Source organism: Streptomyces sp. KPB2, from assembly GCF_003950055.1.
GTDB lineage: Bacteria > Actinomycetota > Actinomycetes > Streptomycetales > Streptomycetaceae > Streptomyces > Streptomyces salinarius.
This window is the reverse complement of record NZ_CP034353.1, coordinates 6,381,969-6,401,998: the sequence shown is the minus strand read 5'-3', so window position 1 is coordinate 6,401,998 and position 20,030 is coordinate 6,381,969. Positions and strand designations below refer to the sequence as shown.

The window sequence follows — 20,030 nt, the reverse complement described above, 5'->3', positions numbered from 1 at the left end:
CGTACCCGCCTAGGCTGGAGACAAACCCCAACCCTTTCCGGAAGGGGGCGGCCATGACTTCCCTCTCGACGGCAGATGCGGCGGTGACCGCGCTGCGCGAGGAACTCACCGGCGAGGTGTTCATCCCCGGTGGCCCGGGTTACGACGAGGCCCGGACCGTCCACAACGCCATGATCGATCGGCGGCCCGCCGTGATCGCACGCTGCGCGCACGAGGACGACGTGGTGCGCGCCGTGCGTTTCGGCAGGGAGCAGGACCTGCCCATCGCGGTTCGCGGCGGCGGTCACAGTGTGTCCGGCCAAGCCCTCAACGACGGCGGTCTGGTGATCGACCTGCGTCTGATGCATGAGGTGACGGTCCACCCCGCGGCCGGGACGGTGCAGGTCGGCGGCGGGGCGACGATGAGCCACCTCGACCGTGGCACACAGCCCTACGGCCTCGCCACCACCGGCGGCCGCGCGTCCACCACCGGTGTCGGCGGCTTCGTGCTGGGCGGCGGCACCGGCTGGCTGGACCGCTGGTGCGGACTGGCAGTGGACAATCTGCTCGGTGTGGAACTGGTCACCGCCGACGCCCGGAGGGTCCGGGCCGGCCCCGACGAGAACGCCGACCTGTTCTGGGCACTGCACGGCGGCGGCGGGAACTTCGGCATCGCCACGGCGCTCACCCTGAAGCTGCACGAGCTGCCGGAGTTCTCCATCGCCCTCGTGCTCTACCCGCCGGAGTCCGGCGAGCACGTCGTCCGCACCTATCGGGACATCATCGAGTCGGGTCCGGACGAGGCAGGCGGCGGCGTCCTCTACTTCACCGGTCCGCCCGCGCCATTCGTGCCAACTCACCTGGTGGGCCGCTTGCTGTGCGGGGCGCTCTTCACCTACGTCGGCCCCGAGGCGGGCCTGCGCGAACTCGCCGAGCCTCTGCTGGCACCGCCTCACGAGGCCGAGGTCGTCGGTGCGGTCCCCTACGCCGATCTGCAGTGCATGCTCGACGACCCGCCGGGACTGCGGAACTACTGGTCGGCCGAGTACCTGACCGGGCTGCCCGACGAAGCGGTGGCCGTGTACTGCGCCCGTGCGGCCTCCATGCCCGTGCCGAGCGGCACTCAGCACACCCTGTTCCCGCAGGGCGGTGCGATCTCCGACGGTCCGTCCGAGTACCCGGTGCCCTACCGGGACGCCGCTTGGGTGGTGCACCCCTTCGGGGTGTGGGAGGACCCGGACGACGACGAACGCGCCGTCCGTTGGGTCCAGGACGTCCGCGCGGACGTCCGGCCGTGGAGCACCGGGGCGGTGTACCTGAACTTCATCGGCGACGAGGGCGCGGACCGGGTGGTGGCCGGGCTCGGTACCGAGAACACCCGCAGGCTCGGGGAGCTGAAGCGTCGGTACGACCCGGACAACGTGTTCCGGTTCAACCACAACATCCGGCCCGCGTGACTCACCGGCGCGGGGCGCCCTCACGCGATGTGCCCGTCGGCGGCTCGCGCGGGTAGCGTCCGGCTCATGGACAGCGGCATGAACAGCGGATTCGACACCCAGGGCGCCGGGATCACGGTGCGGCGGGCACTGGAGCTGCCCGGGCTGCGCAGTGGTCTGCCGGAGGTTCTCGCGGGCGCCGACCGGCTGCACCGCACGGTGCGCTGGGTGCACGCCGGTGAGGTGCCCAACATCGCCTCGCTCCTCAAGGGCGGCGAACTGCTGCTGACCACGGGGTACGGCCTGGGCACCCGCCCCGCCGAACAGCGGGCGTTCGTGCGCACGCTGGCCGAGCGCGGCATCGCGGCCCTCGTCGTGGAGCTGGGCCCGCGCTTCGCCCGGCTCCCCGCGGCCCTCGTGGACACCGCCCGCGCGGCCGGGCTGCCGCTGGTCCAGCTGCACCGCGAGGTGCCGTTCGTGACGGTCACCGAGGAGATCCACACCGAGATCGTCAACGGCCACTACGCGCTGCTCCAGCGGGCCGAGGAGGTGCACCGCCGCTGCACCGAGGCCCTGCTGGGCGGCGGCGGGGTGCCCCAGGTCCTCGGCATCCTGGCCGACTTCGCCGGCAACCCCGTGTTCCTGGAGACCCCGGACGGCCGCCTGCTGTACGCCGCCGGTTCCGGCCCCGAGGGCGCCGACCCGCTCCAGGTCTGGGAGGGGCTGCGGGGACCGCACAAGGACGCGCCGCCCCCGGCGGGCTCGGTCCTCGTGGAGGTGCCGGGCGGCGGGCCCGGCACCGGGTCGGTGCGGGCCCGCCTCGTGCTGCTGCCGGTACGGTCCCCGCTGGCGCCGGTGCACCGGATGGCGGCGGAGCGGGCGGCCGGCATCCTGGCCGTGGTGCTGATGCAGGCGCGGCAGGAGGAGGAGTTGGCGGCGCGCGGGCGGGGCGACTTCCTCACCGACCTCGCGGAGGGCCGGATCACGGCGCAGGACGCCCCGGCGCAGGCCCGCGTCCTGGGCTTCAAGCCGGGCACCGGACCGCTGCTCCCGGTGGTGATGCGGCTCGGCGACGCCCTGTCCCCGGCGGGCGGCGGCTGGGCGGTGCTGGCCCGCGCGGTCGCCGAGGAGCTGGCGTCGGTGGGGGTGCCGGTGCTGCTGGGCGTGCGGCCGGTGGAGGGCCGGGTGCCGCTGCTGCTGGGGCTGCGCTCGGAGTCGGAGCGGGTGACGATCGCGGACCGGGTCGCGGCGGCGCTGCGGGCGGGCGTGGAGCGGGCCGGGATGCGGCGGCCGGGGGCGCAGCCGCCGGTCGTGGTGGTCGGTGTGTCCGGCGGCTGGGCGGCGGCGTCGGCGGGTCTCAGGCACGCGGCGGAGACGGCGACGGCGGCGCAGGGCCTGACCGACCGGCCCTGGTACGACGCCCGGCGTCTGGACATCGATCTGCTGCTGTGGCGGCTGCGCGACCATCCGGACCTCGCGGCGTTCGTGGACCGGGCGATCGGCCCGCTGCGGGACCACGACGACCGCTCGAAACCACCTCTGCTGCCCACCCTCCAGACGTACTTGGCGCACGCCGGCCGCAAGGCGGAGACGGCGCGCGAGCTCCATCTCAACCGGCAGACGCTCTACAACCGGCTGGCCCGGATCGGGGAGTTGCTGGGCACGGACCTCGACGACCCGCAGACCGTACTGGCGTTGAGCCTGGCCCTGCGCGCCCGCCGGCACGTTCCGTAGCGGCCGGGGCGCCGGGACGGGTGCCTAGAGCAACGGCGTGGGCTGCGTCAACTCGTCGTAGATGCTCAGGACCTGGGCGACGGTCTCGTCCTCCGTCGGCCAGGTGGCCGCCTGTCGTACGCCCCGTTCCCGCAACTCCTCCTGGCGCGCCGGGTCGGCGAGCAGGCGGACCACGGCGTCGGCGAGCGCCACCGCGTCGCCGGGCGGCACCCGTTCGGCGGCGGCGCCGACCAGCTCGGGGATGCCGCCGACGTCACTGGCGACGAGCGGCACGCGCGCGTGAAGGGCCTCCTGGGCGAGGAGGGAGCGCCCCGGCTCCCGGCGGCTCGGCAGCAGCGCGAGGTCGGCCGCCGCCAGCAGTTCGGGCACGTCGTCGCGGCTGCCGACGAGCACCACCGGCAGCCTTTCGCCCTCGATCCGCGCCTGCAACTCCCCGCGCAGCGGCCCCTCCCCGGCGACGACGACCAGCGGCGCCGGGTTGAGGCGGCGCCACACGCGGGCAGCGTCGAGCAGGACGTCGTAACCCCGGTGCCGGTCGAGGGAGCCGACCGCGATCAGCAACGGGCGGTCGACGGCGCCGAGTTCGGCCCGGACCTTGGGGCGCAGCCGGTCGGGGTCCTCGGGTCCGGGCGGCGGGCCCGGCCGGGCGGGGAGCGCGACGGGGCCGAGCCGGGCGTCCCGCGCGCCGGTCCGTCGTGCCCCGTCGACCAGCTCCGAGGTGGCGCCGAGCACCACGGTGGCGGCCTTCATCACCCGCCGCTCCAGGACGCGCAGCAGCTGGGCGCGGGCCCCTTCGGCGTGCACCCGGTCGTGCCAGGTGACGACGAGCGGGGTGCGCACGCGCCGCCCGCCGAGGGCCAGCACGGCCCGGAAGGAGGCGTGCAGTCCGTGGGCGTGCACCAGGTCGGCGTCCGCGCACACCGTCCGCAGCGCGGCCACGGAGACGGGGTCGCTGCTGCGCGGCACGGGCACGTGGTCGGCTCCGGCGCCCGTGAAGTCGTAGGTGTACTCGGCATCGGAGGGGGCGCACACGGTCACTTTCACGCCCCGTGCGACGAGCCCCGCGGCCAGCGAGCGCACGTGCGTGCTGCTGCCTGCGTTGCCGCCGCCCAGCACCTGCACGGTGCGCAGCGACGACTGGCCGTGCGGTGAGTGGCTGCTCACGGGGGTCACCTGGCCGGGGCTCCTGGTGTTCGGCGGGGGACGGTCACGAAGAACGTACAGAAGGATGGTGCGGACGGGGCGCGCCGCGCGCATTCGGGTGCGCCGCTGCGTCAAGGATGCCAGGCCGTACGGGTGTTCCGGGAACGACGACCGCCGCGAGCGGACCGACGGTGGGACGACGACGGCGAACCGCTTCACCCGTACGAGTGAAGGTGGCGCGTGCGCCCCGAGCCACCGGGGCGCACGTCCCGAAGCGCCCCGGAGCCCGGCGAAGGGTGCCTGCGCGCAGCGCCCCCGACGGTGCCCCGCCGGCGGGACCTCCTACCGGTCCGCCCGGGCCGTCTCCAGCAGCTCCTCCGCGTGGGCGCGGGCCGTCTCGGAGTCCTCCTGACCGGCGAGCATCCGGGACAGCTCCCGGACCCGGTCCTCGCCCTCCAGGACCTTCACGCCGGAGCGCGTCACCGAGCCGTCGTTGGTCTTCTCCACCAGGAGCTGCCGGTCGGCGAACGCGGCCACCTGCGGCAGGTGCGTGACGACCACGACCTGCGCGCTCTTCGCCAGCCGCGCCAGCCGCCGGCCGATCTCCACCGCCGCCTTGCCGCCCACCCCGGCGTCGACCTCGTCGAAGAGATAGGTCGGCACCGGGTCGGTGCCCGCGAAGACGACCTCCACGGCCAGCATCACGCGCGACAGCTCACCGCCGGACGCGCCCTTGGCGATCGGCCGCGGCGGCGCGCCGGGGTGCGGGGCGAGCAGCAGCTCGACCTCGTCGGCGCCCGACGGGCCGTAGGCCACCGTGCGCCCGCCGACCTCGACGCCCTGCTCGTCCTCGGTCTGCCGGATCTCGAACGACACGCGCGCGTGGGGCATGGCGAGCGAGGCCAGCTCGGCGGTCACGGCGGCGGCGAACCGCTCGGCGGCCTCGGTACGCGCGTCGGTCAGCGCCTGGGCGAGCCCGCCCAGTTCCGCCCGCAGGGCGTCCCGCTCGGCGGTCAGCTCGCCGATCCGCTCGTCGTCGCCATCAAGCTCGGTCAGCCGCGCGGCGCTCTGCTCGGCCCAGCCGAGGACGGCGGCGATGTCCTCGCCGTACTTCCGGGTCAGCCCGGTGAGCGCGGCCCGCCGCTCCTCGACGGCCGCCAACCGCAGCGGGTCGGCGTCCAGGTCGTCGGCGTACCCGGCGAGTTCCCCGGCCACGTCGCGCAGCAGGATGCCGACCTCGCCGATCCGCTCGGCGAGCGCGGCCAGCGCCGGGTCGTGCGACCGTACGGCGTCCAGGGCCCGCTGGGCGCCCGCGACCAGCGTCGCGCCGTCCACGCCCTCGGGGTCCTCCGGATTGCCCGCGAGGGCGGCGTGGGCGGCCGTGGCGGCCGACGCGAGCGCCTCGGCGTGTCCGAGCCGCTCCGCCTCCTCCGCCAGCTCCACGTCCTCACCGGCGCGCGGTTCGACCGCGGCGATCTCGTCGAGGCCGTAGCGCAGCAGGTCGGCCTCCTGGGCGCGTTCCCGCGCGCGCGTGGTGATCTCGTCCAGCTCCGTGACCACGGCCCGCAGCCGCCGGTACGCCTCGGCGTACTTGGCGAGCGGCCCGGCGACCGCGTCGCCCGCGTACCGGTCGAGCGCCTGCCGCTGCCGGGACAGCTTGAGCAGCCCCTGCTGGTCGGTCTGCCCGTGCACGGCCACCAGTTCGTCGGCGAGCTCGGCGAGCATCCCCACCGGCACCGACCGCCCGCCCAGATGCGCCCGCGAGCGCCCCTCGGCGGAAACGGTACGGCTGATCAGCAGCGCCCCGTCGTCCAGCTCGGCCCCGGCCTCCTCGGCCCGGACGGCGGCAGCGGCGTCGTCGGGCACGGCGATGCGCCCCTCGACGACCGCGCTCTTCGCCCCGATCCGCACGAGCGCCGCGTCCGCGCGTCCGCCCAGCAGCAGGCCCAGGCTGGTGACCACCATCGTCTTGCCGGCACCCGTCTCACCGGTGACAGCGGTGAACCCGGGCGACAGCTCGACCACGGCGTCGTCAATGACCCCGAGCGACCGTATCCGCATCTCCTCAAGCACGGACACGACCATACGAGGTCGAGGCCGGAAAGCGCACACAGCCCACCCTTGCAGCGCCGTGCGGTGGACGCCGCTCAGGGGCGCGGGACTGTGCTGATAGCGGCTGCGCCGCGGGGCGCGACCAGCCACAACGTGCCCGCAGCCCGCGACGCACGAAAACCACCCCTTCGGGACCGCTAGTGCGGCGCCCCGCGCCACCCGGAAACGGGCAACGCGAACTTCGCCACCAGCCGGTCGGTGAACGACGCATGGTGCAACCGAGCCAACCGCACCGGCACCGCCCCCCGCCGCACCTCCACCCGCGCCCCCGGCGGCAGCTCCACCGTCCGCCGCCCGTCGCACCACAGCACCCCCGGAGGGACGTGCGGCAGCACCTCGACGGCGAGCACCGAGTCCGGCGAGGTCACCAGCGGCTTCGCGAACAGCGCGTGCGCGCTGATCGGCACCATCAGCAGCGCCTCCACCTCGGGCCACACCACGGGCCCCCCGGCCGAGAAGGCGTACGCCGTCGACCCGGTCGGCGTCGACAGCACGATGCCGTCGCAGCCGAACCCGGTCACCGGCCGCCCGTCGATCTCCAGCACGACTTCCAGCAGCTTCTCGGCGCCCGCCTTCTGCACGGCGGCCTCGTTCAGCGCCCAGTCGGTGTGCACGATGTCGCCGTTGCGGTGCACGACGACGTCGACGGTCATCCGCTCCTCGACCTCGTAGGCCCGGTTCACCACCCGGTCGACGACCTTGTCGAGGTCGTCGCGCTCGGCCTCCGCGAGGAAGCCGACCCGCCCGAGGTTGACGCCGAGCATCGGCACCCCGGACGCGCGGGCGAACTCGGCGCCGCGCAGCAGCGTGCCGTCGCCGCCCAGCACGATCAGCAGCTCGCACCCGTCCAGGCACTGCGGAGTGGCCTCGCCGACCAGGTCCACCTCGCCCGGCAGCGGCAGGTCGCGCGCCTCGGCCTCCAGGACGCGGACGCCGATCCCGGCCCGCAGCAGCCCCTTGACCACCAGCTCCGCGCTGCGAATGGCAGCGGGGCGTCCGGTGTGGGCGAGCAGGAAAACAGTACGCGCTCGGTTCTGTGTCAACGCGGCCCCTCCGCCACTGCACGGTCAACATCGGCCGGGTCCGGTTCACCGGCACCGGCCCGCAGCCACAGAAAGTACTCGACGTTCCCGGAGGGACCGGGCAGCGGACTGGCGGTGACCCCCTTCACCCCGAGCCCCAGCTCCCAGGCCCGCTGCGCGACGCCCCGCACCGCCTCGGCCCGTAGCTGCGCGCTGCGTACCACTCCCCCGCTGCCCAGTCGTTCCTTCCCCACCTCGAACTGCGGCTTCACCATCATCACCAGGTCGGCGTCCGGCCGGGTGCACCGCACCAGGGCGGGCAGTACCAGCCCGAGCGGGATGAAGGACAGATCCCCCACAACCAGGTCCACGGGCTCCCCATCGATCGCTTCCAACGTCAACTCGCGTACGTTCGTACGGTCCTTGACGGTGACGCGTTCATCCTGCCGGAGACTCCACGCGAGTTGTCCGTATCCGACGTCCACGGCGACGACGTGCGCGGCGCCCGCCCGCAGCAGTACGTCGGTGAAACCGCCGGTGGACGCGCCGGCGTCCAGCGCCCGCCGCCCCTCGACGACGAGGCCCTGCGGCAGGAACGCGGCGAGGGCGCCGGCGAGCTTGTGCCCGCCGCGCGAGACGTAGTCGGGGTCGCTGTCGTCGGCCCTCACCACGATCGCGGCGGCGGTCTCGACCTGCGTGGCGGACTTCGTCGCGACGGTCTTGCCGACGGTGACCCGTCCGGCGGCGATCAGCTGGCTCGCGTGCTCGCGCGAGCGCGCCAGCTTGCGGCGCACCAGCTCCGCGTCGAGACGGCGGCGTGCGACTCCTGCCACGTTCGGTTCAGCTCCTGCGGTCGTACGGTGATGGCGGCGGGGGCGCCGGTGGTCCCGGGCGCCCCGGGGGCTCCGGAGGTCCCTGGCGGGCGTCGAGCGCGGTGAGCGCGTCGCGCAGCCCCCGGTGTACATCCTCGTACACCTCGACGTGTCCGTCGGTGGCCAGGTGGTCGGCGTCGGCCAGCCGCGCCAGCCGCGCGTCGACCTCGGCGTTCCCGGTGGGGACGCGCGGGACGTCCAGCGGGGCGGGGGCGGCCGGCTCGTACCCGGGGTCGGTGTGCGGCCCGGGCTCCGCCTCCTCGGTCTCGGAGTCCGGCTCCGGTACTGCGTCGCTCATGCCCCGACGCTACCGCGCGGCGCTGCGGTACGGTCGGTCCCGATGGCGACGACTGAGGAGTGCCGTGCCGCACTCGACAAGCTTTCGGACAACATGCGCGGCGCCGAGGGGGACGTGCGGGCGGCCACGGAGCTGGACCGCTCGGTGAGCTGCCACATCACCGACCTGGACGTCACCTTCGCCGGACGCATGGCGGACGGCCGCATCGACGTGCGCGAGACCCTGGAGGGGCCGCCGCGCGAGAAGGCCGAGATCAGGCTGGCGATGACCGGCGACGACCTGGTGGCCCTGGTGGCGGGCGAACTGAACTTCGCCCGCGCCTGGGGCGCGGGCCGGGTGAAGCTGGAGGCGGGCCTGCGCGACCTGTTCCGGCTCAGGAAGCTCCTGTAACGGCCGCCTTCTCCCGCTGGGTACGCCCCTTGCGCGCGGCCGGCACGACCAGCGGCGTGCCCGTCTCCGGGTCGTCGATGATCTGGCAGCGCAGCCCGAAGACCCGCTCGACCAGGTCGGCGGTGACGACGTCCTTCGGCGCTCCCTCGGCGATGACCTCCCCGCCGCGCAGGGCGATGAGGTGGGTGGCGTAGCGGGCGGCGTGGTTGAGGTCGTGCAGCACGGCCACGAGGGTGCGGCCCTGCTCCTCGTGCAGTTCCGCGCACAGGTCGAGGACGTCGATCTGGTGCTGGATGTCCAGGTAGGTCGTCGGCTCGTCGAGCAGCAGCAGCGGGGTCTGCTGGGCGAGCGCCATGGCGATCCACACGCGCTGGCGCTGGCCGCCGGAGAGCTCGTCGACGTAGCGGTCGGCCAGTTCGGCGATGCCGGTCTGCGCCATCGACTCCTGGACGACCCGCTCGTCCTCGGCCGACCACTGGCGCAGGATGCCCTGGTGCGGGTAGCGGCCGCGGCCGACGAGGTCGCCGACGGTGATGCCGTCGGGCGCGATGGACGACTGCGGCAGCAGGCCGAGGGTCCGCGCGACCTGCTTGGCGGGCATCGACTGGATGACCGACCCGTCGAGCAGCACCCGGCCGTCGCTCGGCCTGAGCATCCGCGACAGGGCCCGCAGCAGGGTGGACTTGCCGCACGCGTTCGGGCCGACGATCACCGTGAAGGAGTTGTCGGGTATCTCCACCGACAGCTTCTCGGCGATGACCCGCTGGTCGTAGGCGAGGGTGACGTTCTCGGCGGACAGACGGTTCACGTTGCTCCTTGGGTTGTTCGTCCCGCTGCGGTCGCCGCTGCCGGCGCTCATATCCGGCCCGCCTTGCGCTCGGTGACCAGCAGCCACAGCAGGTAGACGCCGCCGAGTACGCCGGTGACGACGCCCACGGGCAACTGGTCGGCACCGAAGGCCCGCTGCGAGACGAAGTCCGCGCCGACCAGCAGGGCGGCCCCCATGCACAGGGACGGCACCAGGTTGGGGCCGGGCGAGCGGGTCAGGCGCCGGGCGAGCTGCGGGGCGGTGAGCGCGACGAAGCTGACCGGTCCGGCGGCGGCGGTGGCCGCGGCGGTGAGCAGGACGGCGGCCACCATCAGCAGCGCCCGCACCCGCTCGACGCGCACCCCGAGGGCGTAGGAGACGTCGTCGCCCATCTCCATCATCCGCAGCGCCCGTCCGTTGGTGAGCACGAGCGGGACGAGCACGGCGCACAGACCGAGCAGGGGCCAGACCTGGTCCCAGTCACGGCCGTTGAGGGAGCCGGTCATCCAGACGACGGCGCGGGAGGCGTCGACGATGTCGGCCCGGGTCATCAGGTAGCCGTTGACCGCCGTGACGATCGCGGAGACACCGATGCCGACCAGGACCAGCCGGTATCCGTGCACGCCCCGCTTCCAGGCGAGCAGGTAGATGGCGAGGCCGGTCACCAGGCCGCCGACGAGGGCGCCGACGGTGACCTGGGCGGAGCTGCCGGAGAACAGGACGATCATGATGAGCGCGCCGGCCGTCGCGCCCTGTCCGAGACCCAGCACGTCCGGACTGCCGAGCGGGTTGCGGGAGATGGCCTGGAAGAGCGCGCCGCCGACGCCGAGGGCGCCGCCGACCAGCAGCCCGACCAGGACCCGTGGCAGCCGCAGTTCGTTGACGATGAACTCCTGCCCGGCGTCGCCCCGGCCGACCAGGGTCTTCAGTACGTCGGCGGGCGGTATGTCGAAGTCGCCGGTGCCGATCAGCAGCACGCTCGCGGCGAGGGCCAGGAGCAGCAGCAGGGCGACCACGACGGTCGCCCGCACGTCCAGGCGGACGGACAGCCCGCCCGGGCTGCGCACGGCACGGCTGGTCTTCACGGTCTTGCGGTCGTTCCCGTTCTTCACAGCTGGGCCGTCCTCCGCCGTCGTACGAGCAAGATGAAGACCGGCCCGCCGAGGACGGCGGTGACGATGCCGACCTGGAGCTCCGAGGGCCGTGCCACGATCCGGCCGAGGACGTCCGCGCCGAGCAGCAGCACCGGGGACAGGATCGCCGCGTACGGCAGGATCCAGCGCATGTCGGGTCCGGTGAAGGAGCGGACGATGTGCGGGATCATCAGCCCGACGAACACGATCGGCCCGCAGGCCGCGGTCGCGGCGCCGCACAGCACGGTCGCGGCGAGCATGGACAGCGCCCGGGTCCGGTTCAGGTTGGCGCCGAGGGCCTTGGCGGTGTCGTCGCCCATCTCCATGGCGTTGAGCGGCCGGGCGAGCGCGAGGGCGAGCACGGTGCCCACCACGAAGAAGGGCAGCACCTCCCGGATGGTGCCGGTCGTCGCCGAGGCGAGCGAACCGACCGTCCAGAAGCGCATCCGGCCCAGCGCCGCGTCGTCCATGATCATGACTGCCTGGAGGTAGCCGAAGAGCGCGGCGCTGATCGCGGTGCCGGCCAGCACCAGCCGCACCGGCGTGGCCCCCCGGCTGCCGCCCAGGAACCAGACCAGCGCGCCGACCCCCGCCGCACCGGCGAACGCGAACCACACGTACCCGGTCAGCGAGGTGACGCCGAAGAAGGTGATGCCCGTGACGACGGCCGCCGAGGCGCCGGCGTTGATGCCGAGCAGTCCGGGGTCGGCCAGCGGATTGCGGGTGAGTGCCTGCAGCACGGCTCCCGCGAGGCCCAGGGCGGCGCCGGCCAGCAGGCCGAGCACGGTCCGCGACAGCCGCTCGCCGACGACGACGTCGCCGTACGTGCCCGTGTCGTGGAAGAGGCCGTGCCAGACCTGTGCCAGGGACAGGTCCTTGGCGCCGATCGCGATGCTCGCCATCGCGACGCACACCAGGACCGCGACGGAGACGGGCAGCCCCGCTGCGCGCAGGACGCGGCGCTTGGAGGGCGGCGCGGGAGCGGTCTCCGCGCGCTGTTCGGGGGGACTGTCGACCAACACGCAGTTAGGTTAGCCTACCCTGCCAATCGATCACGATCCCCGAGCCCTCCGGGGCACGGCTCGTCCCGGCCCGTGACCCCCCGGACGCACCCGGACACGACACGCCCCCGGCCCGCGAACGGGCGCCTGCCCCGATACGCCGTCTCACAATCCCAGCCGCGCCAGCGCCTTCCCCGAGTCCAGCCCGCAGCCCCGCTCCCCGCCCGCCGTCCAGGCCGCCGCGCACAGGGCCCGCAGCCCGTCCAGCGGGGTGCCGTCGCCCGCCAGCTCCAGCCGCTCCTCGCCGGCCGTCGCCGTCCAGCCGCCGCACCGGAAGCCGTCGTCCGCACCGCCGGTGACCTCCGGCTGGCCGGTGAGCAGCCCGCGCAGGTCGGCGTCGACGTACGTCGGCCGGTGCTGCGGCGGCGCCGCCAGCAGCTGCGCCCCGTCGGTCACGCCGGTCAGGACGAGCAGCGAGTCGACCTCCCCGTTGAACGCCCCCTCGATGTCCGTGTCCAGCCGGTCGCCCACCACCAACGGGCGCCGGGCGCCGGTCCGCAGGATCGTCTCCCGGTGCATGGGGGGCAGCGGCTTCCCCGCGACCTGCGGCTCGGCGCCGGTCGCGATCCGCACGACCTCCACCGCCGCGCCGTTGCCCGGGGCGATCCCCCGGGCGCTGGGAATGGTCAGGTCGGTGTTGGAGGCGTACCAGGGGACACCGCGCGCGATCGCGTAGCACGCCTCGGCGAACCGGCCCCACGGCAGCTCCGGGCCACCGAACCCCTGCACGACGGCTGCCGGATCGTCCTCGGCCGACTCCACGGGCTCGAGACCGCGCTCGCGCAGCGCCACCCGCAGCCCCTCACCGCCGATCACCAGCACCCGCGCCCCCGAGGGCACCTGCTCGGAGATCAGCCGGGCCACCGCCTGCGCCGAGGTGATGACGTCACCGGCGTCCGTCGCTATCCCCAGCTCCGTCAGGTGCGCGGCCACCGTGTCGGGCGTCCGGAGCGCGTTGTTGGTGACGTACGCCAGGCGCATGCCGCCGTCCCGGGCGGTACCGAGGGACTCGACGGCGTGCACGATCGCGTTCCCCCCGGCGTACACCACACCGTCCAGGTCGAGCAGCGCCGTGTCATAGGCCTCGTTCAGGCCCTGCCCACTGCCCTCGGGACTCGTCCTGACGCTCCGGCTCATTCCGCATCGCTCCTCGTTGGTCGCCTTTCCCCCGATCATCCCCCATGCCACTGACACACGTACGATGCCGGGATGAACTCTGCAGGTCACCCGGAAGCAACGGCGCGCCGGGGCCTGGAACTCACCCCGTTCCGAGGCCTCCGCTACGACCCCGACCGGGTCGGCAGCCTGGCCGCCGTGACCTCCCCTCCCTACGACGTGGTGGTCCGCCCCGACGGCCTGCTCCACCTGGAGTCGGCCGACCCGTACAACATCGTCCGGCTGATCCTGCCCCAGGCCGCCACGCCCGAGGCACGCAACGAGCAGGCCGCCCGCACCCTGCGGCGCTGGACGGCGGAGGGCGTCCTGACCCCCGACCCCGAACCGGGCCTGTACGTCTACGAACAGCGCGACGGCGAGGGCATGCTGCAGCGCGGCATCATCGGCGCCGTGCGCGTGTCGGACCCGTCGGAGCAGGTGGTCCTGCCGCACGAGGACGTCATGCCCCATGTCGTCGCCGACCGCGCGGCGCTCATGCGGGCCACCCGGGCCAACCTCGAACCCCTCCTGCTGACCTACCGCGGCGACGGCGAAACGCCCGCCACCACCGCCCTCGTGGAACACACGGCCGAACGGCCGCCGCTCCTCTCCACGACCACGGAGGACGGCTTCTGCCACCGCCTGTGGTCGGTCACCGACCCGGACGCCGTGGCCCGGGTCCGGACCGAGCTGTCCCGCCACCAGGCGCTCATCGCCGACGGCCACCATCGCTGGGCGACCTACCGCACCCTGCGCGCGGAACACCCCTCCCCCAGCCCCTGGGACCACGGACTCGTCCTCCTGGTCGACACGGCCCGCTATCCGCTCCGTGTCCGCGCCATCCACCGCCTGCTGCACGACCTCCCGGTGCCCGACGCCGTGGCCGCCCTGGACGGGCACTTCCGCGTCCGCCGCCTGGACACACCGCTGGACGCCTCCCTGGACACCCTGGCGAAGGCGGCCGACACGGGCAACGCCTTCCTCCTCGCCGGCGACGGCGCCTTCCACCTCGTCGACCGGCCGGACCCCGGCCTGCTGGCCCGCACGGTTCCCACCGACCGGCCCGAGGCCTGGCGCACGCTGGACGCCACCGTCCTGCACGCCACGCTTCTCGCCCATGTCTGGCACGTCCCCGACGACTCGGCGGCCCACGTCTCCTACATCCACGACACGGCGGCCACCGTCGAGAAGGCCGAACGCGACGGCGGTACGGCGGTGCTGATGCACCCCGTCCGCGAGGACGTCGTCCGTGAACTGGCCCGACAGGGCGTCACGATGCCCCGCAAGTCGACGTCCTTCGGCCCGAAGCCGGCCTCCGGCCTGGTGCTGCGCACGCTCGACGCCTGACCCGGCCCACGACGCGGAGAGGGGGCGGACCCGGTTCACGGGCCCGCCCCCTCTCGTCGTGCGGAACGTCAGTCCTCGTCGCCGTCCTCGGCGGAAGCACGCTCCACGCCGCTACCGGACTCGGTCTCGCCCCGGTCCCCGTCCTCGGCCTCGTCCTCGTTCAGGGCGTCCATGAACTCCACGCCGTCCAGCTCGGCGAGCCGGTCGGAGGCGTCCGTGCTGCCGTCCCGGTCGGACTCGACCGCTTTCGCGAACCACTCCCGCGCCTCCTGCTCCCGGCCCGCGGCCAGCAGCGCGTCGGCGTAGGCGTACCGCAGCCGCGCGGTCCAGGACTGGACGGAGTGGGAGGCCAGCTCCGGGCTCTGCAGCGTCACGATGGCCGCGTCCAGCTGCCCCATGTCACGCCGGGCACCGGCCGCCACGAGGCGCATCTCGACCTGGCCGGCCTTGTCCAGCTTGTGCACCTCGGGGGCACCGGCCATGTCCAGCGCCTTCTCCGGCCTCCCGAGCCCACGCTCACAGTCCGCCATGACCGGCCACAGCTCGACGGATCCGGTCATCCGCCGCGCCGCCCGGAACTCCGCCAGCGCCTCGCCGTACTTCTGGTTGGCGTACGCCGCGAACCCGGCCGCCTCGCGTACGGCGGCGACACGGGACGCCAGACGCAGGGCCACCCTGGAGTAGCCGTACGCGGCCTCCGGGTCCTCGTCGAGCAGCCGCGCGACCATCACCAGGTTCCTGGCGACGTCCTCGGCCAGCGTCTTGGGCAGGCTCTGCAGCTCCTGCCGCACGTCCTTGTCGATCTCGTCGCCCGTGACCTCCTCGGGGATCGGCAGGCGCTTGATCGGCTCACGGTCCCGGTCGCGGTCCCGCTCCTCGCGGAAACGCCCACCGCCGCCCTGCCGGTCGTCACGCCCCCGGTAGCCCCCGGGTCGCCCACCGCGGTCGTCGCGCCGGGGCCCACGTCCCCCACGATCGTCGCGCCCGCGGAAGCCGCCGCGGTCGCCGCCCCGTCCGTCGTCCCGCCGGTCGTCCCGCCGACCGAAGCCACCGCGGTCACCACGGTTGTCGTCCCGACGGAAGCCACTGCGGTCACCACGGTCCCCGCGGTCGTCGCGCCGGAAGGGGGGACGGCTGTCACGGCGGTCGTCACGGCGGTCGTCACGCCGATCATCACGGCGGTCGTCACGGCGGTCATCGCGGCGGTACGAGGGACGGTCGCCGCGGTCCCGGCGGTCGTCGCGGTCGTCGCGCCGATAGGAGGGACGGTCACCACCCCGGTCGTCACGACGGAAGCCCCGGTCACCACCCCGATCGCGGTCGTCCCGACGCCCGTAACCGCCACCGCGGTTGTCGTCGCGGCGGGGGTCACGGCGGTCATCACGCCGATCATCGCGGCGGTCGTCACGACGGAAACCGCCGCGCTGCCCTCCACGGTCGTCCCGCCGGCTGTCGTCACGCCGGCCGAAGCCACCCCTGTCATCGCGCCGGTCGTCACGACGGTCGTCACGTCGGTACGCAGGACGGTCGCCGCGGTCCCGGCGGTCGTCACGGTCGTCGCGGCGGAAGGTCGGACGATCACCGCGGTCCCCGCGATCGTCGCGGCGGAAGGACGGACGGTCGCCGCGGTCCCGGCGGTCGTCACGGTCGTCGCGCCGGTAGGACGGACGGTCACCACCCCGGTCGTCACGACGGAAGCCCCGGTCACCACCACGATCGCGATCGTCCCTGCGCGGGCCACGGTCACGGTCGTCACGGCGGAAACCGCCGCGCTGTCCGCCGCGGTCATCGCCTCGACGGTCGTCGCGACGGAACCCGCCACGGTCTCCGCGCTGACCCCTACGGTCATCGCGGTCACCACTGTCCCGTCGCCGCTGGTCGCGCTCCGGTCGGTCGTCGGGAGAGTTGGTGGACATCGGTGACTCCTGTCTTCGGTACCGCAAGTCATTCTCGCGCAGCCGGGTACCCGGTGCGCCCTGGAAAAACGAAAGGACCCCTGGTCCCCAGCTGAACGCTGGGGACCAGGGGTCCTTTCCAAAGATTGTTCGGCGGCGTCCTACTCTCCCACAGGGTCCCCCCTGCAGTACCATCGGCGCTGTAAGGCTTAGCTTCCGGGTTCGAAATGTAACCGGGCGTTTCCCCTACGCTATGACCACCGAAACCCTAATGGTTTCGAGCGAACAAGCACACTCTTTAATTATGCGTTCTGCTCAAAGCCGGCAACGGTCGTTGCCTCAGAACTAACACAGTGGACGCGAGCAACTGAGGACAAGCCCTCGGCCTATTAGTACCGGTCACCTCCACACCTCACGGTGCTTCCAGATCCGGCCTATCAACCCAGTCGTCTACTGGGAGCCTTACCCCATCAAGTGGGTGGGAGTCCTCATCTCGAAGCAGGCTTCCCGCTTAGATGCTTTCAGCGGTTATCCCTCCCGAACGTAGCCAACCAGCCATGCCCTTGGCAGAACAACTGGCACACCAGAGGTTCGTCCGTCCCGGTCCTCTCGTACTAGGGACAGCCCTTCTCAAGACTCCTACGCGCACAGCGGATAGGGACCGAACTGTCTCACGACGTTCTAAACCCAGCTCGCGTACCGCTTTAATGGGCGAACAGCCCAACCCTTGGGACCGACTCCAGCCCCAGGATGCGACGAGCCGACATCGAGGTGCCAAACCATCCCGTCGATATGGACTCTTGGGGAAGATCAGCCTGTTATCCCCGGGGTACCTTTTATCCGTTGAGCGACGGCGCTTCCACAAGCCACCGCCGGATCACTAGTCCCGACTTTCGTCCCTGCTCGACCCGTCGGTCTCACAGTCAAGCTCCCTTGTGCACTTACACTCAACACCTGATTGCCAACCAGGCTGAGGGAACCTTTGGGCGCCTCCGTTACTCTTTAGGAGGCAACCGCCCCAGTTAAACTACCCATCAGACACTGTCCCTGATCCGGATCACGGACCCAGGTTAGACATCCAGCACGACCAGACTGGTATTTCAACGACGACTCCACCCACACTGGCGTGCGAGCTTCACAGTCTCCCAGCTATCCTACACAAGCCGAACCGAACACCAATATCAAACTGTAGTAAAGGTCCCGGGGTCTTTCCGTCCTGCTGCGCGAAACGAGCATCTTTACTCGTAGTGCAATTTCACCGGGCCTATGGTTGAGACAGTCGAGAAGTCGTTACGCCATTCGTGCAGGTCGGAACTTACCCGACAAGGAATTTCGCTACCTTAGGATGGTTATAGTTACCACCGCCGTTTACTGGCGCTTAAGTTCTCAGCTTCGCCTGGACGAATCCAAGCTAACCGGTCCCCTTAACGTTCCAGCACCGGGCAGGCGTCAGTCCGTATACATCGCCTTACGGCTTCGCACGGACCTGTGTTTTTAGTAAACAGTCGCTTCTCGCTGGTCTCTGCGGCCACCCCCAGCTCACGGAGTAAATCCGGTCACCAGGTGTGGCCCCCCTTCTCCCGAAGTTACGGGGGCATTTTGCCGAGTTCCTTAACCATAGTTCACCCGAACGCCTCGGTATTCTCTACCTGACCACCTGAGTCGGTTTAGGGTACGGGCCGCCATGAAACTCGCTAGAGGCTTTTCTCGACAGCATAGGATCATCCACTTCACCACAATCGGCTCGGCATCAGGTCTCAGCCGTATGCAAGGCGGATTTACCTACCTTGCGGCCTACACCCTTACCCCGGGACAACCACCGCCCGGGATGGACTACCTTCCTGCGTCACCCCATCACTCACCTACTACAGGTCTGGTTCGTCGGCTCCACCACTCCCACTGACGGCAAAGCCGGCAGCAGGCGGTCTCACGGACTTAGCATCGCCTGGTTCGATGTTTGACGCTTCACAGCGGGTACCGGAATATCAACCGGTTATCCATCGACTACGCCTGTCGGCCTCGCCTTAGGTCCCGACTTACCCTGGGCAGATCAGCTTGACCCAGGAACCCTTAGTCAATCGGCGCAAACGTTTCTCACGTTTGTATCGCTACTCATGCCTGCATTCTCACTCGTCAACCGTCCACAACTACCTTCCGGTGCTGCTTCACCCGGCAGACGACGCTCCCCTACCCATCCATACAGGCGTTGGCCCTATTGTATGAATGACACGACTTCGGCGGTACGCTTGAGCCCCGCTACATTGTCGGCGCGGAATCACTAGACCAGTGAGCTATTACGCACTCTTTCAAGGGTGGCTGCTTCTAAGCCAACCTCCTGGTTGTCTGTGCGACTCCACATCCTTTCCCACTTAGCGTACGCTTAGGGGCCTTAGTCGATGCTCTGGGCTGTTTCCCTCTCGACCATGGAGCTTATCCCCACAGTCTCACTGCCGCGCTCTCACTTACCGGCATTCGGAGTTTGGCTAAGGTCAGTAACCCGGTAGGGCCCATCGCCTATCCAGTGCTCTACCTCCGGCAAGAAACACACGACGCTGCACCTAAATGCATTTCGGGGAGAACCAGCTATCACGGAGTTTGATTGGCCTTTCACCCCTAACCACAGGTCATCCCCCAGGTTTTCAACCCTGGTGGGTTCGGTCCTCCACGACCTCTTACAGCCGCTTCAACCTGCCCATGGCTAGATCACTCCGCTTCGGGTCTTGAGCGTGCTACTGAATCGCCCTGTTCGGACTCGCTTTCGCTACGGCTTCCCCACCCGGGTTAACCTCGCAACACACCGCAAACTCGCAGGCTCATTCTTCAAAAGGCACGCAGTCACGAGATACGTGCAAGCACGTATCCGACGCTCCCACGGCTTGTAGGCACACGGTTTCAGGTACTATTTCACTCCGCTCCCGCGGTACTTTTCACCATTCCCTCACGGTACTATCCGCTATCGGTCACCAGGGAATATTTAGGCTTAGCGGGTGGTCCCGCCAGATTCACACGGGATTTCTCGGGCCCCGTGCTACTTGGGTGTCTCACAAGCAAGCCGCTGACATTTCGACTACGGGGTCTTACCCTCTACGCCGGACCTTTCGCATGTCCTTCGCCTACATCAACGGTTTCTGACTCGCCCTGTTGCCGGCAGACAACAGAAGTGAGATCCCACAACCCCGCACACGCAACCCCTGCCGGGTCTCACACGTGAACGGTTTAGCCTCATCCGGTTTCGCTCGCCACTACTCCCGGAATCACGGTTGTTTTCTCTTCCTGCGGGTACTGAGATGTTTCACTTCCCCGCGTTCCCTCCACACTGCCTATGTGTTCAGCAGCGGGTGACAGCCCATGACGACTGCCGGGTTTCCCCATTCGGACACCCCCGGATCAAAGCCTGGTTGACGACTCCCCGGGGCCTATCGTGGCCTCCCACGTCCTTCATCGGTTCCTGGTGCCAAGGCATCCACCGTGCGCCCTTAAAAACTTGGCCACAGATGCTCGCGTCCACTGTGCAGTTCTCAAACAACGACCAACCACCCATCACCCTGCCGCAAGCAGCAAGTTCACTGGGGCCGGCAACCGAAGACCCAGCCTCACGGCCGTGCCCTCAGACACCCAACAGCGTGCCCGACCCGGTCCCTGCCC

15 protein-coding genes and 2 rRNA genes are annotated in these 20,030 nt (G+C 71.1%); 4 read left to right on the top strand and 13 right to left on the bottom strand.

Going from position 1 to position 20,030, the window contains the following annotated elements; translation table 11 throughout:
• Window positions 1-53 precede the first annotated feature (53 nt).
• A complete protein-coding gene (locus tag D1J63_RS28860) occupies window positions 54-1,436 on the top strand; it encodes an FAD-binding oxidoreductase (RefSeq protein ID WP_125632888.1) in 1,383 nt (460 codons plus the stop codon).
• Window positions 1,437-1,502: 66 nt separating this feature from the next.
• A complete protein-coding gene (locus tag D1J63_RS28855; protein ID WP_125632886.1) occupies window positions 1,503-3,149 on the top strand; it encodes a PucR family transcriptional regulator in 1,647 nt (548 codons plus the stop codon).
• Window positions 3,150-3,173: 24 nt separating this feature from the next.
• On the opposite strand, the gene D1J63_RS28850 is transcribed toward D1J63_RS28855, so the two are convergent.
• From D1J63_RS28850 to D1J63_RS28830, 5 genes are all read right to left on the bottom strand, one after another.
• Entirely contained in the window at window positions 3,174-4,322 is a 1,149-nt protein-coding gene (locus D1J63_RS28850; protein WP_125632884.1) for a glycosyltransferase family 4 protein, read from the bottom strand.
• 312 nt (window positions 4,323-4,634) lie between these two features.
• Window positions 4,635-6,377, bottom strand: a complete 1,743-nt coding sequence (gene recN / locus D1J63_RS28845) for a DNA repair protein RecN (protein ID WP_176155599.1) — start codon at window positions 6,375-6,377, stop codon at window positions 4,635-4,637.
• Window positions 6,378-6,541: 164 nt separating this feature from the next.
• Window positions 6,542-7,447 (bottom strand): NAD kinase, encoded by a 906-nt coding sequence (locus D1J63_RS28840; RefSeq protein ID WP_102927286.1) that lies wholly within the window; start codon window positions 7,445-7,447, stop codon window positions 6,542-6,544.
• Window positions 7,444-8,259 (bottom strand): hemolysin, encoded by an 816-nt coding sequence (locus D1J63_RS28835; RefSeq protein WP_102927287.1) that lies wholly within the window; start codon window positions 8,257-8,259, stop codon window positions 7,444-7,446. Before D1J63_RS28835 ends, D1J63_RS28840 begins: the two co-directional genes overlap by 4 nt.
• Window positions 8,260-8,266: 7 nt before the next feature.
• Window positions 8,267-8,596 carry a hypothetical protein gene (locus D1J63_RS28830; protein ID WP_125632882.1) on the bottom strand — a complete coding sequence of 110 codons (330 nt, stop codon included), beginning with the start codon at window positions 8,594-8,596 and terminating at the stop codon, window positions 8,267-8,269.
• A gap of 42 nt (window positions 8,597-8,638) precedes the next feature.
• On the opposite strand from D1J63_RS28830, the gene D1J63_RS28825 reads away from it, so the two are divergent.
• A complete protein-coding gene (locus D1J63_RS28825; protein WP_102927289.1) occupies window positions 8,639-8,986 on the top strand; it encodes a sterol-binding protein in 348 nt (115 codons plus the stop codon).
• Here the strand turns inward: D1J63_RS28825 and D1J63_RS28820 are convergent.
• The 4 genes from D1J63_RS28820 to D1J63_RS28805 all read right to left on the bottom strand — a co-directional run bounded on the left by D1J63_RS28820 (window position 8,970) and on the right by D1J63_RS28805 (window position 13,125).
• Window positions 8,970-9,845, bottom strand: a complete 876-nt coding sequence (locus tag D1J63_RS28820; protein WP_125632880.1) for an ABC transporter ATP-binding protein — start codon at window positions 9,843-9,845, stop codon at window positions 8,970-8,972. The genes D1J63_RS28825 and D1J63_RS28820 overlap by 17 nt on opposite strands.
• On the bottom strand, window positions 9,842-10,879 hold the full coding sequence (locus D1J63_RS28815; protein WP_125635889.1) for an iron chelate uptake ABC transporter family permease subunit: 1,038 nt from the start codon (window positions 10,877-10,879) through the stop codon (window positions 9,842-9,844). The genes D1J63_RS28820 and D1J63_RS28815 overlap by 4 nt, the downstream gene beginning before the upstream one ends.
• Before the next feature lie 23 nt (window positions 10,880-10,902).
• Window positions 10,903-11,949 carry an iron chelate uptake ABC transporter family permease subunit gene (locus tag D1J63_RS28810; RefSeq protein WP_125632878.1) on the bottom strand — a complete coding sequence of 349 codons (1,047 nt, stop codon included), beginning with the start codon at window positions 11,947-11,949 and terminating at the stop codon, window positions 10,903-10,905.
• A gap of 144 nt (window positions 11,950-12,093) precedes the next feature.
• Window positions 12,094-13,125, bottom strand: a complete 1,032-nt coding sequence (locus tag D1J63_RS28805) for an HAD hydrolase-like protein (protein ID WP_125632876.1) — start codon at window positions 13,123-13,125, stop codon at window positions 12,094-12,096.
• Window positions 13,126-13,197: 72 nt separating this feature from the next.
• Here D1J63_RS28805 and D1J63_RS28800 point away from each other — a divergent pair, with 72 nt between their 5' ends.
• Window positions 13,198-14,490 (top strand): DUF1015 domain-containing protein, encoded by a 1,293-nt coding sequence (locus D1J63_RS28800; RefSeq protein ID WP_125632875.1) that lies wholly within the window; start codon window positions 13,198-13,200, stop codon window positions 14,488-14,490.
• A gap of 68 nt (window positions 14,491-14,558) precedes the next feature.
• On the opposite strand, the gene D1J63_RS36930 is transcribed toward D1J63_RS28800, so the two are convergent.
• The 4 genes from D1J63_RS36930 to D1J63_RS28785 all read right to left on the bottom strand — a co-directional run bounded on the left by D1J63_RS36930 (window position 14,559) and on the right by D1J63_RS28785 (window position 19,875).
• Window positions 14,559-15,281, bottom strand: a complete 723-nt coding sequence (locus D1J63_RS36930) for a tetratricopeptide repeat protein (protein ID WP_240798628.1) — start codon at window positions 15,279-15,281, stop codon at window positions 14,559-14,561.
• Window positions 15,218-16,339, bottom strand: coding sequence for a hypothetical protein (locus tag D1J63_RS36925; protein WP_241235620.1), 1,122 nt, complete (start codon window positions 16,337-16,339; stop codon window positions 15,218-15,220). Before D1J63_RS36925 ends, D1J63_RS36930 begins: the two co-directional genes overlap by 64 nt.
• Window positions 16,340-16,533: 194 nt before the next feature.
• Window positions 16,534-16,650 (bottom strand): 5S ribosomal RNA (rrf, locus tag D1J63_RS28790).
• A gap of 104 nt (window positions 16,651-16,754) precedes the next feature.
• Window positions 16,755-19,875, bottom strand: a 23S ribosomal RNA gene (locus tag D1J63_RS28785).
• Window positions 19,876-20,030 lie beyond the last annotated feature (155 nt).

Coding starts and splice junctions, on each gene's coding strand:
- D1J63_RS36925 (WP_241235620.1), bottom strand. CDS start 16,339: ATGACCGTAGGGGTCAGCGCGGAGACCGTGGCGGGTTCCGTCGCGACG.
- D1J63_RS28860 (WP_125632888.1), top strand. CDS start 54: ATGACTTCCCTCTCGACGGCAGATGCGGCGGTGACCGCGCTGCGCGAG.
- recN (WP_176155599.1), bottom strand. CDS start 6,377: ATGGTCGTGTCCGTGCTTGAGGAGATGCGGATACGGTCGCTCGGGGTC.
- D1J63_RS28820 (WP_125632880.1), bottom strand. CDS start 9,845: ATGAGCGCCGGCAGCGGCGACCGCAGCGGGACGAACAACCCAAGGAGC.
- D1J63_RS28855 (WP_125632886.1), top strand. CDS start 1,503: ATGGACAGCGGCATGAACAGCGGATTCGACACCCAGGGCGCCGGGATC.
- D1J63_RS28825 (WP_102927289.1), top strand. CDS start 8,639: ATGGCGACGACTGAGGAGTGCCGTGCCGCACTCGACAAGCTTTCGGAC.
- D1J63_RS28830 (WP_125632882.1), bottom strand. CDS start 8,596: ATGAGCGACGCAGTACCGGAGCCGGACTCCGAGACCGAGGAGGCGGAG.
- D1J63_RS28805 (WP_125632876.1), bottom strand. CDS start 13,125: ATGAGCCGGAGCGTCAGGACGAGTCCCGAGGGCAGTGGGCAGGGCCTG.
- D1J63_RS28800 (WP_125632875.1), top strand. CDS start 13,198: ATGAACTCTGCAGGTCACCCGGAAGCAACGGCGCGCCGGGGCCTGGAA.